The 18,056-nt window shown below is 53.9% G+C and carries 19 protein-coding genes; 6 read left to right on the forward strand and 13 right to left on the reverse strand.

Annotation, left to right across the window (positions count from 1 at the left end; translation table 11 throughout):
- The first annotated feature begins 122 nt into the window (after nt 1-122).
- A complete protein-coding gene (ppsA, locus tag AC2FNE_RS19600; protein WP_170611154.1) occupies nt 123-2,501 on the forward strand; it encodes a phosphoenolpyruvate synthase in 2,379 nt (792 codons plus the stop codon).
- A 1-nt stretch (nt 2,502) separates the two neighbouring features.
- Here ppsA and AC2FNE_RS19605 read toward each other — a convergent pair whose 3' ends face one another.
- Nucleotides 2,503-3,048, reverse strand: a complete 546-nt coding sequence (locus AC2FNE_RS19605; protein ID WP_496806095.1) for a PfkB family carbohydrate kinase — start codon at nt 3,046-3,048, stop codon at nt 2,503-2,505.
- Between the two features lie 6 nt (nt 3,049-3,054).
- Here AC2FNE_RS19605 and AC2FNE_RS19610 point away from each other — a divergent pair, with 6 nt between their 5' ends.
- The gene (locus tag AC2FNE_RS19610) at nt 3,055-3,408 is read left to right on the forward strand and encodes a hypothetical protein (protein ID WP_496773969.1); all 354 of its coding nucleotides are present in this window, start codon (nt 3,055-3,057) and stop codon (nt 3,406-3,408) included.
- A 129-nt stretch (nt 3,409-3,537) separates the two neighbouring features.
- Here the strand turns inward: AC2FNE_RS19610 and AC2FNE_RS19615 are convergent, their stop codons facing one another.
- From AC2FNE_RS19615 to AC2FNE_RS19640, 6 genes are all read right to left on the reverse strand, one after another.
- Nucleotides 3,538-3,909, reverse strand: a complete 372-nt coding sequence (locus tag AC2FNE_RS19615; RefSeq protein WP_170608738.1) for a hypothetical protein — start codon at nt 3,907-3,909, stop codon at nt 3,538-3,540.
- Nucleotides 3,910-4,140: 231 nt separating this feature from the next.
- Entirely contained in the window at nt 4,141-4,386 is a 246-nt protein-coding gene (locus tag AC2FNE_RS19620) for an acyl carrier protein (protein WP_170608737.1), read from the reverse strand.
- Nucleotides 4,383-4,946 (reverse strand): 2-oxo acid dehydrogenase subunit E2, encoded by a 564-nt coding sequence (locus tag AC2FNE_RS19625; protein ID WP_254442658.1) that lies wholly within the window; start codon nt 4,944-4,946, stop codon nt 4,383-4,385. The genes AC2FNE_RS19620 and AC2FNE_RS19625 overlap by 4 nt, the downstream gene beginning before the upstream one ends.
- A gap of 186 nt (nt 4,947-5,132) precedes the next feature.
- Nucleotides 5,133-5,399, reverse strand: a complete 267-nt coding sequence (locus AC2FNE_RS19630; RefSeq protein WP_170608735.1) for a hypothetical protein — start codon at nt 5,397-5,399, stop codon at nt 5,133-5,135.
- Between the two features lie 494 nt (nt 5,400-5,893).
- On the reverse strand, nt 5,894-6,328 hold the full coding sequence (locus tag AC2FNE_RS19635; RefSeq protein ID WP_170608734.1) for a DsrE family protein: 435 nt from the start codon (nt 6,326-6,328) through the stop codon (nt 5,894-5,896).
- 113 nt (nt 6,329-6,441) lie between these two features.
- Nucleotides 6,442-6,699: a helix-turn-helix domain-containing protein gene (locus tag AC2FNE_RS19640; protein WP_170608733.1), complete on the reverse strand. Its 258-nt coding sequence runs from the start codon at nt 6,697-6,699 to the stop codon at nt 6,442-6,444.
- Between the two features lie 246 nt (nt 6,700-6,945).
- On the opposite strand from AC2FNE_RS19640, the gene AC2FNE_RS19645 reads away from it, so the two are divergent.
- Both AC2FNE_RS19645 and AC2FNE_RS19650 read left to right on the forward strand, forming a co-directional pair.
- Nucleotides 6,946-8,241, forward strand: coding sequence for a sulfite oxidase (locus AC2FNE_RS19645; protein ID WP_170608732.1), 1,296 nt, complete (start codon nt 6,946-6,948; stop codon nt 8,239-8,241).
- A gap of 56 nt (nt 8,242-8,297) precedes the next feature.
- Nucleotides 8,298-9,005: a c-type cytochrome gene (locus tag AC2FNE_RS19650; RefSeq protein WP_496806096.1), complete on the forward strand. Its 708-nt coding sequence runs from the start codon at nt 8,298-8,300 to the stop codon at nt 9,003-9,005.
- 8 nt (nt 9,006-9,013) lie between these two features.
- On the opposite strand, the gene AC2FNE_RS19655 is transcribed toward AC2FNE_RS19650, so the two are convergent.
- Complete coding sequence (locus AC2FNE_RS19655) at nt 9,014-9,721, reverse strand: anti-sigma factor (protein ID WP_170608730.1); 708 nt, start codon at nt 9,719-9,721, stop codon at nt 9,014-9,016.
- A gap of 2 nt (nt 9,722-9,723) precedes the next feature.
- Entirely contained in the window at nt 9,724-10,224 is a 501-nt protein-coding gene (locus tag AC2FNE_RS19660; RefSeq protein ID WP_170608729.1) for an RNA polymerase sigma factor, read from the reverse strand.
- Nucleotides 10,225-10,452: 228 nt separating this feature from the next.
- On the opposite strand from AC2FNE_RS19660, the gene AC2FNE_RS19665 reads away from it, so the two are divergent.
- A complete protein-coding gene (locus tag AC2FNE_RS19665) occupies nt 10,453-11,400 on the forward strand; it encodes a 1-phosphofructokinase family hexose kinase (RefSeq protein WP_170608728.1) in 948 nt (315 codons plus the stop codon).
- A gap of 354 nt (nt 11,401-11,754) precedes the next feature.
- Here the strand turns inward: AC2FNE_RS19665 and AC2FNE_RS19670 are convergent, their stop codons facing one another.
- Together AC2FNE_RS19670 and AC2FNE_RS19675 are read right to left on the reverse strand one after the other, a co-directional pair.
- The gene (locus tag AC2FNE_RS19670; RefSeq protein ID WP_496806097.1) at nt 11,755-14,406 is read right to left on the reverse strand and encodes an erythromycin esterase family protein; all 2,652 of its coding nucleotides are present in this window, start codon (nt 14,404-14,406) and stop codon (nt 11,755-11,757) included.
- A gap of 243 nt (nt 14,407-14,649) precedes the next feature.
- Nucleotides 14,650-15,135 carry an Hsp20/alpha crystallin family protein gene (locus AC2FNE_RS19675; protein ID WP_496806098.1) on the reverse strand — a complete coding sequence of 162 codons (486 nt, stop codon included), beginning with the start codon at nt 15,133-15,135 and terminating at the stop codon, nt 14,650-14,652.
- A gap of 296 nt (nt 15,136-15,431) precedes the next feature.
- On the opposite strand from AC2FNE_RS19675, the gene AC2FNE_RS19680 reads away from it, so the two are divergent.
- The gene (locus tag AC2FNE_RS19680) at nt 15,432-15,884 is read left to right on the forward strand and encodes a thiol-disulfide oxidoreductase DCC family protein (RefSeq protein WP_367648226.1); all 453 of its coding nucleotides are present in this window, start codon (nt 15,432-15,434) and stop codon (nt 15,882-15,884) included.
- Between the two features lie 71 nt (nt 15,885-15,955).
- Here the strand turns inward: AC2FNE_RS19680 and AC2FNE_RS19685 are convergent, their stop codons facing one another.
- Entirely contained in the window at nt 15,956-17,275 is a 1,320-nt protein-coding gene (locus AC2FNE_RS19685) for an ABC1 kinase family protein (RefSeq protein ID WP_496806099.1), read from the reverse strand.
- Nucleotides 17,276-17,281: 6 nt separating this feature from the next.
- Nucleotides 17,282-17,755 carry a DUF427 domain-containing protein gene (locus AC2FNE_RS19690; protein WP_170609109.1) on the reverse strand — a complete coding sequence of 158 codons (474 nt, stop codon included), beginning with the start codon at nt 17,753-17,755 and terminating at the stop codon, nt 17,282-17,284.
- Nucleotides 17,756-18,056: the final 301 nt, after the last annotated feature.

The following is an 18,056-nucleotide window of genomic DNA, read 5'->3' on the forward strand; positions in this document are numbered from 1 at the left end:
TTCTGGCTTGTTCACATAGCTTTCGTCTAGGTTTTCCGATTGCATTTCTCGGATGCTGACATGGATCAAAACTCGCTTGAATAGAGATGTTACAGTTTCGAAGTTTCCAAGAGGAGGGGATCATGTCCAATCGGGACGGCTACGTTATCGGCTTTGAGCACGTTATGCACACCGACACCGATATAGTCGGAGGAAAGAATGCCTCTCTAGGGGAAATGGTTCGCACCTTGGGTCAGAAGGGCATAAAGGTACCACCCGGCTTTGCGACGACTGCAGGTGCATTTCGGGATTTCATCGAACGCAATGAACTGGAGATCCAAATCGCGCGCGACTTGCAAAGACTTGCCATTGGTAAAGTCTCGTTAAGCGATGCCGGAAAATCCATCCGGAACGCGATAAGAAACGGCGACTGGCCGGACGAAACTGCACAAGAAATCCGCTCGCACTATCGGCGCCTCAGCGATGCGCTCGGGCAGAAGAACGTCGCGGTCGCCGTGCGTTCCAGCGCGACTGCAGAAGACTTGCCCGACGCGAGTTTTGCCGGTCAGCAGGAAACGTTCTTAAACGTTTGTGGGGAAAACGCTTTGCTGGAAGCCTGCCGCAATTGTTACGCTTCACTGTATACGGACCGCGCAATCTCTTACAGGCAAACCAAAGGATTCGAGCATCAGAAAGTGGCCCTGTCTGTTGGTGTCCAACAAATGGTCAACGCCGGAAAAGGCGGATCCGGAGTGATGTTTTCCATCGATACAGAGACGGGTTTCCCGAATGCTGTGCTAATAAATGCGGCGTGGGGTCTCGGCGAAACCGTTGTCCAAGGCGCGGTCGACCCTGATGAGTACCAGATATTCAAGCCGTTTCTAAACGATCGGGCGCTATGTCCGATTCTGGAGAAAAAGTGCGGACGAAAGGAAATCAAGATGATCCTCGACGCCAGCGGGGACGCGCGAACCGTGGCCACATCCACTGCGGAGCGGGAAAAATACGTTCTAAGCGACAGCGAAATCCTGGAACTGGCTCGCCAGGCAAGCATTATTGAAGAACATTACGGCCAGCCGATGGACATGGAATGGGCCCGCGACGGCGATACCGGCGAGATGTTCATCGTGCAGGCCAGACCGGAGACAGTCCAATCCCGCCGCGATTTGCCTGCGCTTAGAACTTATGCCGTTGAAGCGCCCGGCGAGGCACTGACGACCGGGCTGAGCGTAGGCGATGCCGCCGTAAGCGGGCGGATCAATATCATCAAGAGCGCTAGGGACATCGACAACTTTGTCGATGGTTCCATACTGGTGACATCAACAACCGATCCGGACTGGGTGCCGGTTATGAAACGGGCGGCAGCGATCGTCACCGATCATGGGGGCAGGACGTCACACGCCGCGATCATCAGCCGCGAGCTTGGACTACCGGCAGTGGTCGGATGCGGGGACGCAACCCATGTGCTGCATGATGCACAAGAAGTGACTGTTTCGTGTGCTGGCGGAGAGACAGGCACAGTCACAGAAGGCCTGTCAAAGATTACCGTGACCGAAGACACAATAGACGACCTGCCGGACACGCGTACCGATGTCATGATGAACTTGGCAAACCCGTCTGCTGCATTCAGATGGTGGCGCTTGCCCGTAAGGGGTGTTGGACTTGCGCGCATGGAGTTTGTGATAAATTCAACCGTCCGCGTACATCCGATGGCACTTGTTCATCCGGAACGGGTGGCGGACAGCAACGCGCTGGACGAGATTGAACGGCTTACACACTCATATGACAGCAAAGAGGAATTCTTTGTCGAACGGCTCTCACGCGGATTGTCTCGGATTGCCGCCTTCTGCCATCCGAAACCGGTCATAGTGCGCATGAGCGATTTCAAGACGAATGAATACGCAGATCTGTTGGGGGGTCGTTCCTTCGAGCCCAGCGAAGCAAATCCAATGATCGGTTTTCGGGGCGCATCGCGGTACTACTCTGAGCACTATAGGGAGGGGTTCGCGTTAGAATGCCGGGCAATCGACCGTCTGCGGCGCAAGATTGGCTTTCAAAACGTGATTGTCATGATCCCCTTTTGCCGAACCCCAGCGGAGGCCGACCGGGTTCTCAGGGTCATGGGCGAAAACGGACTGGAACGCGGCACCGGCGGTTTGGAAGTCTACGTGATGTGCGAGATCCCTTCGAACGTTGTGTGCGCCGCAGAGTTTGCGAAGCGCTTCGATGGATTCTCGATCGGGTCCAACGATCTGACACAACTGACACTGGGCATCGACAGAGACTCTGAAGACTTGTCCGAGCTATTCCGTGAGGATGACCCCGCAGTGCTCTGGATGATCGAAACCGTTGTTCGCAAGGCACATGATGCAGGTGTCAAAGTTGGCTTTTGCGGGCAAGCGCCAAGCAATGACCCGGCCTACGCGCGTCAATTGGTGAAGTTGGGGATCGATAGTATTTCGGTGACACCGGACAGTTTCATAAAGGTACTCCATAATGTCGCGAATGCGGAAATTGGCTGACTCATGGAACTTCGACCTGGCACATTGGAAGAAGCGCCAGAAAATCTTTTTCCTTGCATAGCCCCGTACCCTCTGTCGCCATTGTTGCGGAAGAGGCAGAACCCCACCACCGCAACGCATCTCGCAAACCATCTCCACGTTGCAATGCAAGGGTGAGCCCCCCAATGAAAGCGTCGCCTGCCCCGACTTTACTGACGACAGGAAGCTTTGGGGTCCGGCATATGTATCGCGTCGCGGAGGTCACGAGCAGCGATCCTTCCGCACCAAGACCCATCACCCGCGTTTCTGCCACGACCCGCGTAATCATGTTGGTTAGAAACCCGATGCTCTCCTGCAGATCTGCAAGCGGCCGCATCGCGGCGCGTTCAGCTTCCCTTTGGTCGAACCGCAGAACATGAAGAGGAGCAACAGGCTCGGAAATCAACCGTTGCAGCGCGCCCTTGGAGGTATCAACGACGAGCCTGTGTGTAATTCCTTCAAGAGCGGTACGGACTTTCTCTGGAAAACGATCGGCAAGACCGGGCGCGACGCCACCACTTAGTACCACTAATCCATGGCGCGGGGCTTGCGAAACGATTTCCTCTATCAGACGCTCGCCGATATCTCCCGTCAGCGTGTCTCCGGGAAGGCTGAACCGGTATTGTTCACCGCTGCTCTAGTCCGTCACAGCGAAGCTCAGTCGAGTTTCGCCGCCGACGTCCATTGCATGAAGCGGAACACACTCGGCTTCAAGCAAAGTGCACAGTTTCTGGCCGCTAGCGCCACCTGTCGCGACCAACGCCTTTGCCCGTCCACCAAGCATGCGTATGGCTCTGGCTACATTGACGCCACCGCCCCCGGATCGACCCTCGGTGCTTTGCAGTATAGCTTCGGACCCGGAACGACAGCCTCAATGGAAGTGGCATAATCCACTGCTGTGTTAAGAGTTATGGTGAGAATTTCATCCAAAATGCACGCACGAAAATTGGAGATATCAGCCCGTTTTTATCCCGCTACTCATTTCCTTGCCCAAGCTCAATCGGCGGTCGAAAGCGATTCAATCCGGGTGTAATGACATTGCAAGCCGCATGGTCGCGGCAAGTATGGCTTGGGACAAGACAGGTGAACTGCCGATACCAATCGCGGCGTCATTGTCCCTGGCATCGCTTTCCCGCAGCGAACATCTCCAGTGTCCATCTCTTTCATTGGCTCGACCGTGAATATTCACCGACCAGTTCGGAAAAGCCACATCTGCAATATGTATTGCCTGCTCTGCGCCTGCCACATCCTGTGCGGAAAGGCCTGCAAGGCTCTCTTGGCCTGAAAACAGGAAAGTTAGACCGTGGGCAACTCCATCGAAGTCAGCTACAGACAAATCTGATCTGGTCTCAAGTTCTTCGATTAGGGTCGAAAGTTCCGGATCTTTCATGTTTGTCTCTCCTTTTGAGCACCGTTTCATAAACCTGTGAAGAAGTTACGTCTCAATAGAAACTCAGCGGCAAGGTTTGGTTCTTTTTAGCAGAATGCGCCTAGTGCTTCCTTGATCAAACGCAAATGATGCGAATCGTGAGCCACTGGCCGCCATTATGTCTGCCGATTTTGTTGAATACTGCTGAATGATGGCTGACCGCTACATTGCGACCACTCAAACTACTTGTTCTTAGGTAAGTTTTGAAAAGATATAAGCTGCTGCAGACGGCAAGGTTGAAAGCTTCGGGTAATCGACTTCCGGAATATCCACTCCTACACGGCTATGCAAAGCCGTGACCAAATTCAGGACGTCCATCGAATCCAAACCAAGGTCATCTTGAAGGTGATCATTATCGTCAATGTCGTCCGGCGCGATGTCGGGCGCGATCCTTACGAGTTCTTCAACAAACGCGACGCGGATTTCTTCTTCGGTCATAGTTTCTCCGGTTCAAACACAGCTGTGATGAACGCTGCAATTAACTGGGCGGCCTGACGGCCATCACTCACGCGGTGGTCAGCGCTCAAGGTCAAGGTCACAACGCGACGTGGAACAATCTCGCCTGAGACCACCCAAGGCCTGACCTGAGGGGCTCCAAGACACACCAGCGCCACCTGGGGAGGAAAGATAACACCGGTCATTGCTTCAGCGCCATCTTCACTGAGACTGGAGACGGTTATCGTACCTTCCGTCATCTCAGAATTTCGAAGCCTGCCTGCACGGGCACGGCCAACAAGATCCCGCATGCCGCGCATGGTTTCCTGCAATGTCATTTCATCCGCGCCAATTAGCGCCGGTACCACTAGTCCACCTCCGCACAAAGCCATCGCGACGCCTATATTCACGGTCTCCGCAGGCAGAAATTGGCCATTTTCATAATGACCGTTCATTACGCCGACTGCCTTGGCGGCATGTACCGCAGCAAGCACAAATAGTGCTCCTATGAGAATGCGCTCCGACGGCGGCACACCCTCATTATGTGCGGCAAGCCGATCCATCGCAGGCTGCACGTCAATTTGCTGGGAAAGATAGAAGTGTGGAATTTACCGTTTGGACCGTGTCATGGCCGCCCCGATCGCCTACCGCATGCTCTCTGACGCGACCAGTGGTTTGTTCGGCCTATGGATCGGTTCCCCGGACGCAGCAGCCTCGACATTAGAGAGAACAATGCGCCCGCCGGGGAACTAACCCTTGATCTCTCCCAAGTTGACGTTACGGTTTCGTGCCCTGCGGCGCGCCGCGGGTGACGCAGCGACCGTTTCCGGGTGTGGCACTACCACTTGGGATTTACTCGGGGCCATCGGCATTCTTTTTCCCGGTGTTTTTGGTACTGTTTCCGTCTGCGGGCTTTGAGGGGCTTGCTTGTCGGCTTCGGCCAAATCGTCGCCCTTTGCGCGGATGCGGGCGAGAGGGGTTCCAACGGGGAGTTTATCGCCGGTTTCTACCAGCAATGCCTCAACTGTACCTTCCTCGAAACACTCGATCTCGATGGCGCCCTTCTCTACATGGTATGACGTCCTTCGGTGTTTCTGGCGACGCGGACAATCAATTCGACGTCGCAGCGGAAGTGCGCTGGCAATGGACAGACCGCACTGAACTGGCGCCGGGGGGCCCGATACCTAACGCTCGATTTTGATCAAGATGCAGTGTTAGTAGATGCTGGTTTGTATGGACCTTATGCCGCGATAAACTTCAACTTCTGACTGTCGCTTTTGGCTGTAGTGTGGATTTACCAGTCAGAGAAACATGCTCTTCAGAGCGTTTGCTTTCTGTTCGAAACTGGTTTGCATTGTAGTTGTTCAATGTGACTGGAAGGTTCGCTTTTGGTCATTACTAAATGGTATGCAACCGCCCTACTCCGCTCAAGCAAAGTTCTTCTGACAAGACCTGTGGTTGAGCCTTTGAACTCAGCGGTTGCTTAGAAGCCCTGTTTTAACGCTAGCCTTCAAGGCCGCACGTAGGCGTATCCCTGTTCCTGCAACTCAATCAAACGCACGACTCCAGAGGGTACAACTGACGCCTCGTCCATCAAAACTACGTCCTTTCCAGCTTTCTTGGACATCTTGCGGTGGGTATTTCCACATGCGGCAAAGGACAGGTTTTCAATTTCAAGGCTCATTGTCGAAATTCGATCTGCAACGGGTGATTTGTCAGGGATCAGCATGTTCAAGCCCGGTCCGTATGCAACCAACTCAATGACGACGTTGTCTCCTTGCTCCCCATAGTACTTGTTTACGTTGGCTGCATTGTTGAGCGCCATATTCATCACACCGGGGTCATTTTCGTTAACATGAATGGCAACATAGTGGGTGTTGCCCTCTGCAAATGCTCCAGTACAAATCGCCAGTGACAGCGCAGCGGCAGCAATAATACTTTTCATAGTTTTCTCCCGGATGTACAACGTCGGACTCACCAGTTTTTAGCAGGAAGCCCAGTCAGTTTTAAATTTGTTAGCGGCCATTTTTCGAACAAACCAGCCAACGAATGCCCAAGTTAGGTATCGGTTTCCTTGTTTTGGGAAATTCCTTCCTCAACGACGTCGGATAACGAACATTTCAGCGTGCTGCACAGCTTAGGTAGCTCTTCAGCGTACAGCCGAATTCTTCCGAGTTCCACCTGGTTAACTCTGGTCGAACTGTTGTGGCCCAATGACTCGGCAAGTTCACATTGTGTCAGACCAATTTTCCTTCTGAGCCGCCTTATGCGCTTGCCGATTTCAAGCCTAGTTTGATATGGCTCCTCACTATGCATGCAATTATTCGAATACTTGATTTTTTAATTGTCAATGTTTTTTTGCCGAATGCGAACGGCAAAACCGCAATAGTTCGCAAGTTTTTTGTACGTCGCGCAATGAATTCTTAACCAGGCCTTGCACAGCTTCTGATTGCGAGTTTCAAAAACCAATATTCAAAATGGAATAAAACATAACTCTCTCACGTTGGTTTCCGAAAGAAGGTGCAGACAAGCACATTTGTAGACAAGCATAGGGAGGATGATATGGCGCTTGATGACGACAATAATCGCAAAGTGGGACAGAAAGCTGCAGATCGGTCGGAGGTGGACGTCTCTCGGCACTTAGGCGATGCTACCGATCCGGGACGGCGAAGATTTCTCAAGAACACAGGCCTCGCGGGTATGGCTGCTGTCGTAGGGACGTCGATCCCCTTCCATGAAAATTTACCTTTGGGCTTCGTTCCAGCAGCTCACGCACAAGGAGATGTTCTCGTTGGTAAGGACGGCCTGACATTGCTGAATGATCGACCCGTCAATGCCGAAACGCCGCCGGAATTTTTGGATGATCCGATTACACCAACAAACCGTCACTTCATCCGTAACAATGGGTTGTTGCCGGATGATATGGATCCTGCAAGCTGGACCCTGACAGTTGATGGATTGGTCGATAACTCGATGGAATTGACGATCGCCGACCTAAAGTCGCAGTTCGAGGTCGTAACCATGGCGCTGACCATAGAATGCGGAGGCAATGGGCGCGCTTTCTTTGATCCGCCTGCAAAGGGTAACCAGTGGACATATGGCGCAGTGGCGTGCTCGGAATGGACAGGGGTACGCTTAAAAGATGTTCTTGAAAAAGCCGGTGTCCAATCGAACGTGGTTTACACCGCACATTACGGGGCCGACAGTCACCTGTCTGGAGACCCTGAGAAGTTACCAATCTCGCGCGGCGTTCCGATCGACAAAGCGATGACCGACAATATCCTCATTGCCTTCGAGATGAACGGTGAAGCGTTGCATCCGATGAACGGCGCTCCACTGCGTTTGGTGGTACCGGGTTGGCCAGGATCCTGTTCACAGAAGTGGCTTCGCCGGATCGAGCTCCGTGATCAGGTTCATGATGGACCGAAAATGACCGGAACATCCTACCGGGTGCCGGGCTATCCGGTCGCGGCAGGTGATGAAGTGCCAAAAGAGGCGTTTGAAATTATCGAACGGATGCCAGTGAAATCGCTTGTGACCTTCCCCGCAAATGCCGCGGATATTGGATTGTCTACCGAAGTGCGCGGACACGCTTGGTCTGGTGACCGAACGATCGACAGCGTTGAGATTTCGATTGATTTTGGCGCAACTTGGATGAAGGCGGAACTTGACGACCCTGCAAATTCCGGGGCTTGGCAGAATTTTCGGGCCAATGTTAGCCTCCCAGTGGCCGGATACTATGAGATATGGGCGCGGGCTACAGACAGTGATGGCGAGGCACAGCCACATGCCATCGACTGGAACCCGAAAGGCTATCTCAACAACACTATGCACCGGGTAGGTGTGCGAGCCAGCTAAACTCGACAGTTGGGGCGGCACGCAGCCGCCCCTTATCTCAAAAATAGGAGAACTACATGCGTCCCCGCTTTCTGGCGCTAGCTGTGCAGTGCCTTGGCCTTTTTTCTTCCCCCACCCTAGCCGACACGATTGAAGGCCTTGCGACAGCCAATCCCAAGAACGGTGCCAAGGTGTTCAAAAAATGCACGGCCTGCCACACGGTCGAACAGGGAGGCAAGAATAAGACCGGGCCGAACATTTATGGCATAGTTGGTGGCCCCGTTGCTGCTCGAGACGACTTCAAATACTCGAAGGCGCTGACGAACGTCGGCGGTGAATGGAATGTTGAATTGCTGGATGCATTCTTCGAAGCGCCGCGCAAGGCTATAAAAGGAACGAAGATGAGCTTCGCCGGGCTCAAAAAACCCAGTGACCGGGCAGATTTGATTGCCTACCTCAATTCATTTTCTGACGCGCCGATCGAATTCGGTGCCGATACGGAAACAGCGGTAACTGAAGATACGGCAGAGGAGCCGGAATTCGGCATCCTGCATGTGGCCGAGGGCGTAGAGGAAACCTACTATTCTTGCACCGCTTGCCATTCGGAGATGATTGTAGCGCAGCAAGGTCTAACGCGAGCACACTGGGATGAAATGTTGGAATGGATGGTTGAGGAACAAGGTATGTCGGAGATCGACGAGCCTGATCGAACGGTCATCTTGGATTATTTGGCAACGCACTACAACGAAGACAGACCCAACTTTCCAGGCAAGGCAAACAAATAGTATTCTGATCAAGTGCAACGATTAGCTTTATTCGTTGCTTCTCGAAGTGCCAAGACAGTCGTTGGGAGAGTCGCTTTTCGCGTTTCTTCTTTGAGGTATTCTGATATCGCGACAAATTTTCCGTGATCCATGCCGCTTGCCAAAATTGCAAAATAGTTGTCGCCATAGTTCCACTGCTGAACCTGCATTTTTAAGTGCGATGGAACCTTAGCAGTGCTGGACATAGACAAAAAAGTAAGGCGGCAACCATTGCGGCCTGTGTAATGGGCTGCTGTTCCCACTTCTATAGTACGGGAAGCAACGAAAGTCAGATTTGCAGCGCCGAGATCTGGAAAGTGTGCAATCCCAGCAACCGTTTGCAGATCTCCGGATCCAAACGCGAAGGTTTGATCAAGAAACGCTTGGTGGATTTCATATACGCCCAACTCTTCGTCTGACAAAATAGTAAAGGCTATCCCAAGGATGAGGCAGGCCGCGACGGCACCGCCCGCGGCCCACTTCCGTAGACGCTTATTGGTCGGAGTAGTTGCTTTAGAAGCGGCAGTCCTTGGGCTTAATTTTTCTAAGCTGACAGACACCTGCTTGACACATTCAAGTGCAGCCGCAAGTTCCGGTTCGCTTCTCAATCGCCTCTTCAAAGACGCGGCACACTGCTTGTCCAACTCGCCGTCGTGGTAGGCGTTCACCAATTCCCAATCTTTATCACTCAGCGCCACTGTCACTTCCGTTTCTTCGCTATCGCGTCGCGGTCTTCAACACCAACCAACTTCAAAAGTGCGCGTCTTGCTCGACTCACGCGGCTCATCACAGTCCCTTTCGGAACGTCGATAACTATTGCAGCCTCCGCATATTTCAGGCCTGTCACGTCCACAAGAAATAAAATTTCTCTGAACTCAGGGCTGAGTTTTTCGAAAGCAAGACGCAAAAGGACATCCCTTTCCTGGTTCGATCCGTCAACCTCACTAGAAATACGTCCCTGCACCCGTGAATATTCCCTTCGTACCCTGTACTTTCTCAATTCATCGAAAAAAAGGTTTCGCACCACCCGGAACATCCATGGGCGCAGATCGTTAAGTTCGTCGGGCTTGTTGTCAGCTCTCAACGCTCTTTCTACCGCATCCTGGACAAGGTCTTCCGCTTCTACAGACGATTGGCAGATCGAATATGCGTAGGCCCTGATTTCCGGCAAGAGGATTTCGATTTTTGTCAGGGCAGCCATAGTTCGATAATGCCTTAAGCTCTCGCGCAGGTCAAAGCCGCCAGAAAACAAACGTTCAGATCCGTCGTATAAACAAAAATATTTGCCAACTTACCCGCAGATCATGTGATATTTCCCTAGAGGCAGCTTTGGGCTCGAGGCAGTCATCCGACTATTTTACTCAGAGTACGGCTTCATCATGGTAAACTGCCATCGCGATAGTAACCACCGAAATTGGGGAAAACCCTCTTGCCCGAAATCCTGACGATCACCCTGAAGCCGGCTGTCGATTATGCAACCTCTACCAAACATGTAGAGCCCGGGCCCAAACTATATTGCGCGAAGCCGCGGATTGATCCGGGCGGTGGCGGCGTCAACGTCGCACGGTCGATCATAAAATTGTGCGGAAGCGTCAGCGCTTTGGTCGTAGTTGGTGGAACAATGGGACATCGTCTACTTAGATTGCTGGAAGCGGAAAATGTTCCGACCGTTGAATGCCGGGTTGCCGGTGAAACGGGTTATAGCCTAGCGGTTACCGACGCGACATCGGGTGAGCAGTTTCGTTTTACGCTGCCCGGAGAACCGGTGAGTGAAAATGAAGCGCAGATGATCCTGGATCTGGTCTCAAAGACCGCGCCTCAGGAAGGCTTCGTCGTATTGAGTGGTGGCGCAGCTCACGGCCTTCCAGATGAATTTCCCTCAAAAGTGCAGGCGGTTGTATCGCGGTTCGATGGACGTTTGGTCGTTGACACGTCCAAGGCGCCGCTGTTGCACCTAATCAACTCACCCGCTTCCCCCTTAGACGTTCTAAGGCTTGACCGCAGCGAAATGGAAAAAGCGACCGGTCGCCCAATGCGGACAATCGCCGACAATCTCGCTTACTGCGAACACCTAATTGCGCGTGGCGTCGCGCGGATTGTGGTTTGCGGCCACGGCTCAGAGGGTTCTGTCATGGTTAATGGCAACCAAAAGTATTTTTGCAGTGCCCCCCAGGTACCGGTCCGCAGTAAGGTTGGCGCCGGGGATGCGCTGGTCGGCGCGTTCACACTATCGCTCGCGCGTGGAATCGCTCCCGAGCAAGCGCTGAGATGGGGAGTGGCGGCAGCCAGCGCGACTGTCAGCACCGAGGGAACCGCACTTTTCGAATGCGCAGATGCCGAACGCTTGCTGTCTGAATGTAGGCTGGAGCGGCTATAGGCCCTGGCCTTGCTGCGGAGCGGTACGCCATGGTCGATTACATGGCGACTTTGGGCTGGGACCGGCCAATCACCGCGCTCGATGTGAAAGACTGCTATGCGGACAAAACCGCCATTCCAAAAAATTGCCTCGGTTCCATTCTGGGGTTGCTTCGCACCATGAGGACCATTTTTGCAGAGAGCCAAAATTTACGCCGACAGATTGTTTTTTTGGTCTTCGCCACAGAGATTTGGCTTGCAATGATGCGGAACAAGACCGCCCACGGCAGCGCCCAACCCGACCTTGGACCGCATGTATTCGAGGACTGCGGAGTCATATCTATGTGGCAGCACTGTCCGATAATCAGGGATCGTCTCACAGACCGAACGGGAAGGTATCCTTCGACCCAGGCACGGGTTCCGCAGGTAACGGCACCACAGCTTGTGTGCGGTCAAACCAGACATAACCGTCGTATTGAGACGAGAGGATCGCATGGCTGTAGTGGCTCCATCTCTCGGTCTCTGGCCGATAGATCACGCCGATGTACCGTTCAAGCCGCGGCTCTGACATTGCGGATCGGAGCGCCTCATTAACCCCGGGCCGCAGGTCGAGCAGAAAGCGCTCGCCCCCAGCGGAATGGCAGACCCCCTCATGGCTGTCAGGACGCGATGGACGCACTGCCTTGATCTCCATGGGGCCATCCCAGTCCGACGCGCAGGCCACCGTGCCGGTATGGGTTCCAAATCCGATGAGGGCGGTGTCTTCGCCCCATTCTTCACGACAAAGCTGGCCAATGTTGAACTCGCCTCGGTTCGCCCCCATGTCAGTGACCCTTGCGTCGCCGATGTGAGAATTGTGCGCCCAGACCACGGCCCTCGCGTCCGGTCCAACATGGTCCACTATCTGCTTCAAGGTTTGGAACATGTGCATGTCCCGCAAGTTCCAGCTTTCGGCCGAACCGTAGTACATCATTCGATAGTACTGCTCGGCACCGGCGACGACCCGGGCGTTCTGCACTGCATTGAACAAGTTGTCGCCATTGCGCCGCGCCTGAGAAAGCTCTCTTGTAAGTAAGTCAACTAAGACCCGCGTCACCGGCTCCTCGCACAGTGCGTGGCCACGGGACAAAGCTTCGCGACCATAGGCTGCGGGCTCGTTTGACCAAGGCGCAAGACATTCGTACCGCCGCCGCGCGAGCGCTGCGGCTGCAGGGTCGTGAGTGTCCAGATAAGACAAAACTTCCGCGATCGAGTTGAACATGCTGTAAATATCCAACCCTTGGAAACGAACGCGTTTCGCGTCTGGCAGCTTGGTGTTGTAAGCGCAAAGCCAAGAGATGAAGTCATCCACATCACGGTTGCGCCACATCCAAACAGGGAAACGCGAAAACGCAGATACGTTGCGGCTCCGCTCAGGCAACCCTCGTACGCGGCGATCAAGGACCGCGGCGTCAGGCCAATCTGCTTCAACAGCGACAATGTTGAAGCCATGCTCTTCGATTAGCCGACGCGTTATCGCTGCGCGGGCGCGGTAGAATTCCGATGTTCCGTGCGACGACTCTCCGAGCAAAACGACCCGAGCCGCGCCATAACGATCAAATGCTGTGCCGAAGTTCGGATTGTCCAACGCAGGCAAGGCCTCGCCTGCGGCGCGGACGACCTCATTCGGAGTGGCGGGCACCCGTTCCTCTGTCGGGGGAGGCACAAGAGGCGCCTCCGACTTGACCAAATAGTGCTGGAACCAGGCGCCAGCTATATCGGTAACTTTCTCCAACTCACCTGGCCCTTCAAACAGATGGCCAGCGCCCGGTACGATCCGCAATTGTTTTTCACAGCGCAGCTCTGCGAGGGAGCGGCGGTTGAGTTCCAGAACTTGAAAATCCTTGCCTCCAACAATTAGGAGTGTCGGCGCCATGACCTCGGAAAGCCGTTCCCCGGCGAGATCAGGACGACCCCCGCGGGATACTACAGCTGAAATACGCCCGCTCAGTTCGGCGGCAGCCAACAAAGCAGCACCCGCTCCTGTGCTCGCTCCAAACAGGCCAAGGGGCAGATCGCCCAGTTCCGGTTCCGATGCTATCCACAGATCTGCGTCAAGCAACCTCCCGGCCAAAAGAGGAATGTCAAAGACATTGCGTCGGTCCTCGGCCTCTTGCGCCGTCAGTAAGTCCATGAGCAATGTCGCAAAACCGAGCTCGTTCAGCCGTTCCGCGACTTCCCGGTTGCGCGGGCTCAGTCGGCTTGACCCGCTACCATGGGCAAATAGGATGACGCCACGCGGATCGGGTGGGACGACCAGATCACCCAGCAACCGCAAGGGAGAAATTTCAACGGTGCGGCTCAGTACCGGACCGTCCACGCTTGCTTGCTGAACAGTCCATGCCCGGCGTAAATAGCCGACAGTCTCTTCATCGCTGAGTTGGTGAAAATCGGCGTAGGCGCCACCAACACCACGGAACTGAGGGTCCGGGACCAAGCAGATCACTTCATCCGCAATCTCTTGAAGTCGAGGTATTTCCGAGGCGGGCGCGACGGGTATGGCCACCACCACTTTTTCAGCACCCCAGCGTTTCAGCGCGATCAGCGCAGCCTTCATTGTGGCTCCCGTTGCAAGACCGTCGTCTACAACGATCGCCGTCTTGCCTTCAACATCGGACCTGCCACGCTCGCCCAAGTACCTTTCACGACGGCGCTGCATTTCGGCTGCTTGCTGTTCGGTGGCCCTCTCCAGATATGCCTGATCGGCACCCGACCGACGCATCACCTCTTCGTTGATAACCCGCTCGGGTGGGTCCCCCTCAACGATTGCCGCAAGCGCGACCTCCGGATTGCGCGGCGCACCGATTTTTCTCACGAGGATCAGATCAAGCGGTGCACCAAGAGCTTCTGCGACTTCCGCAGCAACCGGCACGCCGCCGCGCGGCAATGCGAATACCACTGGTGCGTTAAAGCTCCGCTTAACCAGTTCTGCAGCAAGCCTGCGTCCAGCATCATCGCGGTTTGAGAATATTAAGCGCCCATCAGTCACAGCAGCCCCTCCCACAGATACTTCTTCGCGATGAAATCGGACTCCTTTTAGCAAAAAGTCGTCAACGGCTCTTTGATCGAACGCAAACAGGGCAAGCAGACGCGAAAGGCCCTAGCTAATCGGTAAAACTTTGTCCTCACGACTTCATTCCGATCATCAAATGCACCGCGTGCCGAGTGTCCCCCGGCGGATCGCTTTGTGTGAACCGACGGGGAAGCTTCTGTTCAGTTTTCGGATGATTACTTATCCCGAAGACTCGATTTTGATTTTCTTTGCTTTCGCCACCTGCTCGGGTGGTTTTGGAATCGTAACGGTCAGCACGCCGTCCTTCGCGTGGGCTTTCACGCTGTCCGGGTCAATCTCAAAGGGCAGAGTCATGTCACGCCGGAAGGAGCCGGACATCCGTTCGACCCGGCGAAACTGGCGGCCTTCGTCCTCTTTCTTCTCTTCCTCTTCAGAAACTTTCTCTCCGCTTACGGAGATGCGGTTTCCTTCAATTGAAACATCGACATCCTCCATGCTGATGCCTGGCAGTTCGGCAGTGATACAGACTTCTTTCTCCGTCTCGCTGACATTCGAACGAACAGAGAGTCCGCCGGATTTCATGGGAAGTTTCTTGCCAAAGTCCTCGAACATTTCATCCATTTGCTTTCGAAGAGCACCAAAAGGATCATTGGCGTCATCCCGTTCGCCATCAAAAAATGCGGGTAACCAGTTGCGTTTGGTCATCGAATTTTCTCCCATCCAGTTTAATAGGACGGGCAGTTTAGCGGGCGTCGGCAAACGCGGTATGATTTAAGTCAAACCAGCTAGATTAACGGCCGCCATGGGCTCGAAGCAGACGTTGGCCGAAATAGCACATATGACCACTATGCGGACAAACCCGCCGTTAAACTTGGCCAACTGTATCCCAAGTTGCGGCCTCATACCGCATCTGTTTTCCCCGGCTGCTCCCTCGTTTCTTCGTATTGTGCGCTAGCTCTTACAGATGGACGGGCGAGGCCCCACGGATGAGGTAAAACAAAGTGCATAAAACGGACAAGGCTGTCGCTGCGGTCAAATTGGTTGAAGCCGAAGTCAATCAATACGGCACTACGGTTTACTACGACGGATCTTGTCCGCTTTGCTCTGTTGAGATTGGTCACTACGCCTCTTGCGAAGGCGCTGATCGGTTGCATTTTCTCGACGTCTCAAAAGCAGGTGGTCGCGTTAGTGATGATCTAACGCGGCAGGATGCGATGAGCCGGTTCCATGTGCGTCGATCAGATGGAGAACTGGTATCCGGTGCGCGCGGGTTCGTGGAACTCTGGGACGCTCTGCCCAAATGGCGTTGGTTGGCACGTGTGGCGCGTTTGCCGGGTGTCATGCCTCTGCTGGAGCTTGCATATCGGGGCTTCCTACCTCTTAGATCGACACTTTTCCGGATCGCGTGTTGGATGGGGGTGAAGCCAGTCAACCATACAGATACGTTGACATGATCCGCCCTGACGAAAGCCATTTCAAATGTCTGATCTGGCCGTTCAACAGGGTTAAGGAGAATGGTGACCATTCAGATGACGTACTTTGCAAGAAGCGTCTTCACAGGCACCGAGGCGTTCAAACGAGTGGCCAGTAAGAACATCCCCCCGATTTTTCGCTGAAGGTAAAGAATGTCCATTGGCACCTCGGGCGGGATGTACTTGGCCTCGGCCAAGGCCATGCCCTCTTTGTTGAGGTGTTTGGAAAGCGTTCGGTCTGAGAAATCAAATTCATCCGCAGATAGGATTGCACCAAAAACGCTGCGGATCATTCCAAGGATACGGTCGTCGAATGGACCATCACCTTCAATGAACTTTAGTTGGATGGCAGCCTTGCGAAGGCCTCTGTCATCTTCAAGCAAACCCGCACGCAAAATTTGTACATACCCCTTAATTGCAGATGATTGCAGTGTGCGGGCCGCGCCAAAATCCAACAGACTGATCTTCCCATTGGCCGGATTGTAACGGAAATTGGCAAAGTTTGGATCGCTTTGCATAATACAGAACTCGAAAATCTCGCGCAGCGTGAGATCAACCAAGACCTCGGCCACTCGACTGCGTTCCTCTTTGGTCGCATCACTCACTGTCTCGATGGGGCGACCTTCTAGAAATGACATCGTTAGAACTTCTGATGTGCTCCAATCTGGATAGAACTGCGGGATTTCAAACGCTTCGTCACCCTGCAATAGTTCAGAAAAATGGCGTAGGTGCTGGCCCTCGCGTTCATAATCCGTTTCTTCATGTAATTGACAGCGCGCCTCTTGGATGTATGGACCAAGATCAAAGTTTTTGGGGAGCAAACCCGACATCCGAACCAAAGAAGCCACGTTGGCAATATCGCTGTCGATACTGCGAACGACGCCAGGATACTGGACTTTGATCGCCACATCACGCCCATCTCTTAGGGTTGCGCGATGGACTTGCCCAATACTCGCCGCCGCTATCGGCCTAACATTGAAACTCTGAAACGACTTTAGCCAGCCTTGCCCCCAGTTTCGGTTCAAAACGTCTCGCAATTGTTTCGGAGGCATGAAATTTGCCTGATCTCGCAAACGCGCCATGATGTCAGCGAGCTCAGGTGGCAGAACCTCACCTCCATCCATAGAAATCAGCTGACCCACCTTCATTGCGGCCCCTCGCATCCGCGCAAGTTGATCCGCGATCCGTGTCACGTTACCCGTTGTCATCAACAAACCACGCATATCTGGTCGCGCCCCGCGACCAATCTCCCGTAGGGCGCTCGCTGCAACGTTCCCGGCAATGCCTGCCGTCATGCTGCTCAAACCGGCAATACGGGCCAAACGCCCTGTAGGAACAGCCACAGGGTTGGACGAGGGTTTAGGGTCGGTCACCAATTCTCACCAAAGCTCCGTGCCAGGAGCACCCTTAATTTGACCATTCAAATTTTCAGTGATCCAGCCTCCGTAGAAGTCCCCACGTTGCGGAATCACTCGATGCTCGCCAACAAAACAAGCGTCCATAAGCCCGGCGTAAAAGGCGATGTAGCCCTTTATTTGCTCAAAACCCTTGGTCGGTGCCGCGTAACTCCATGCAGCTTTTGTGGCCTTGACTGCCCCGCTCTGAATGTCCCAGTAAGTCGCAACGCCTTTCCACTCGCAGTATGATCGACCAGCGGTCTGGATCAGAATGGCATCTACGGCATCCTTGTGGATGTAGTAAGTTGGGGCGTGGTGGGTTTCGAGCACCCGAAATGTATTGTCGGTTTCTACGATTGTTTCACCGCCAAACTCGACACGAATGGACTGCTGCACTGGTTCCAACACTGGAGGTCGCGGATAGTCCTGAACGTTTTCGATCTTGAGAAATGTCATTAAGAACCAACTACGGTAGGCGTCATGAGACTTACTGCAGGTGAGCTAGTGCAAGTTCAGAAGAAATCTAGAATCTCGGGTTTGGAGGAGCGCATTCCATACGTTTGGGAGAGGACAGAGCCGAAAGAGCACGTCTGCAATGGGCTCAACGCGGTCATCTGACAAAAACTGTCGGATGACGGCTTTCGCTGCCAAAGCAGACACAAGGGGTTCTGAAGCCACGCTTGTATCAAGGTGCTGTCAGACGAATTCGAACTCGTCTCTGGTAGGCCAGTGATACTGTCCTTTATCCCGCGCCAAG

This window comes from Ruegeria sp. YKSD179, from assembly GCF_059612885.1.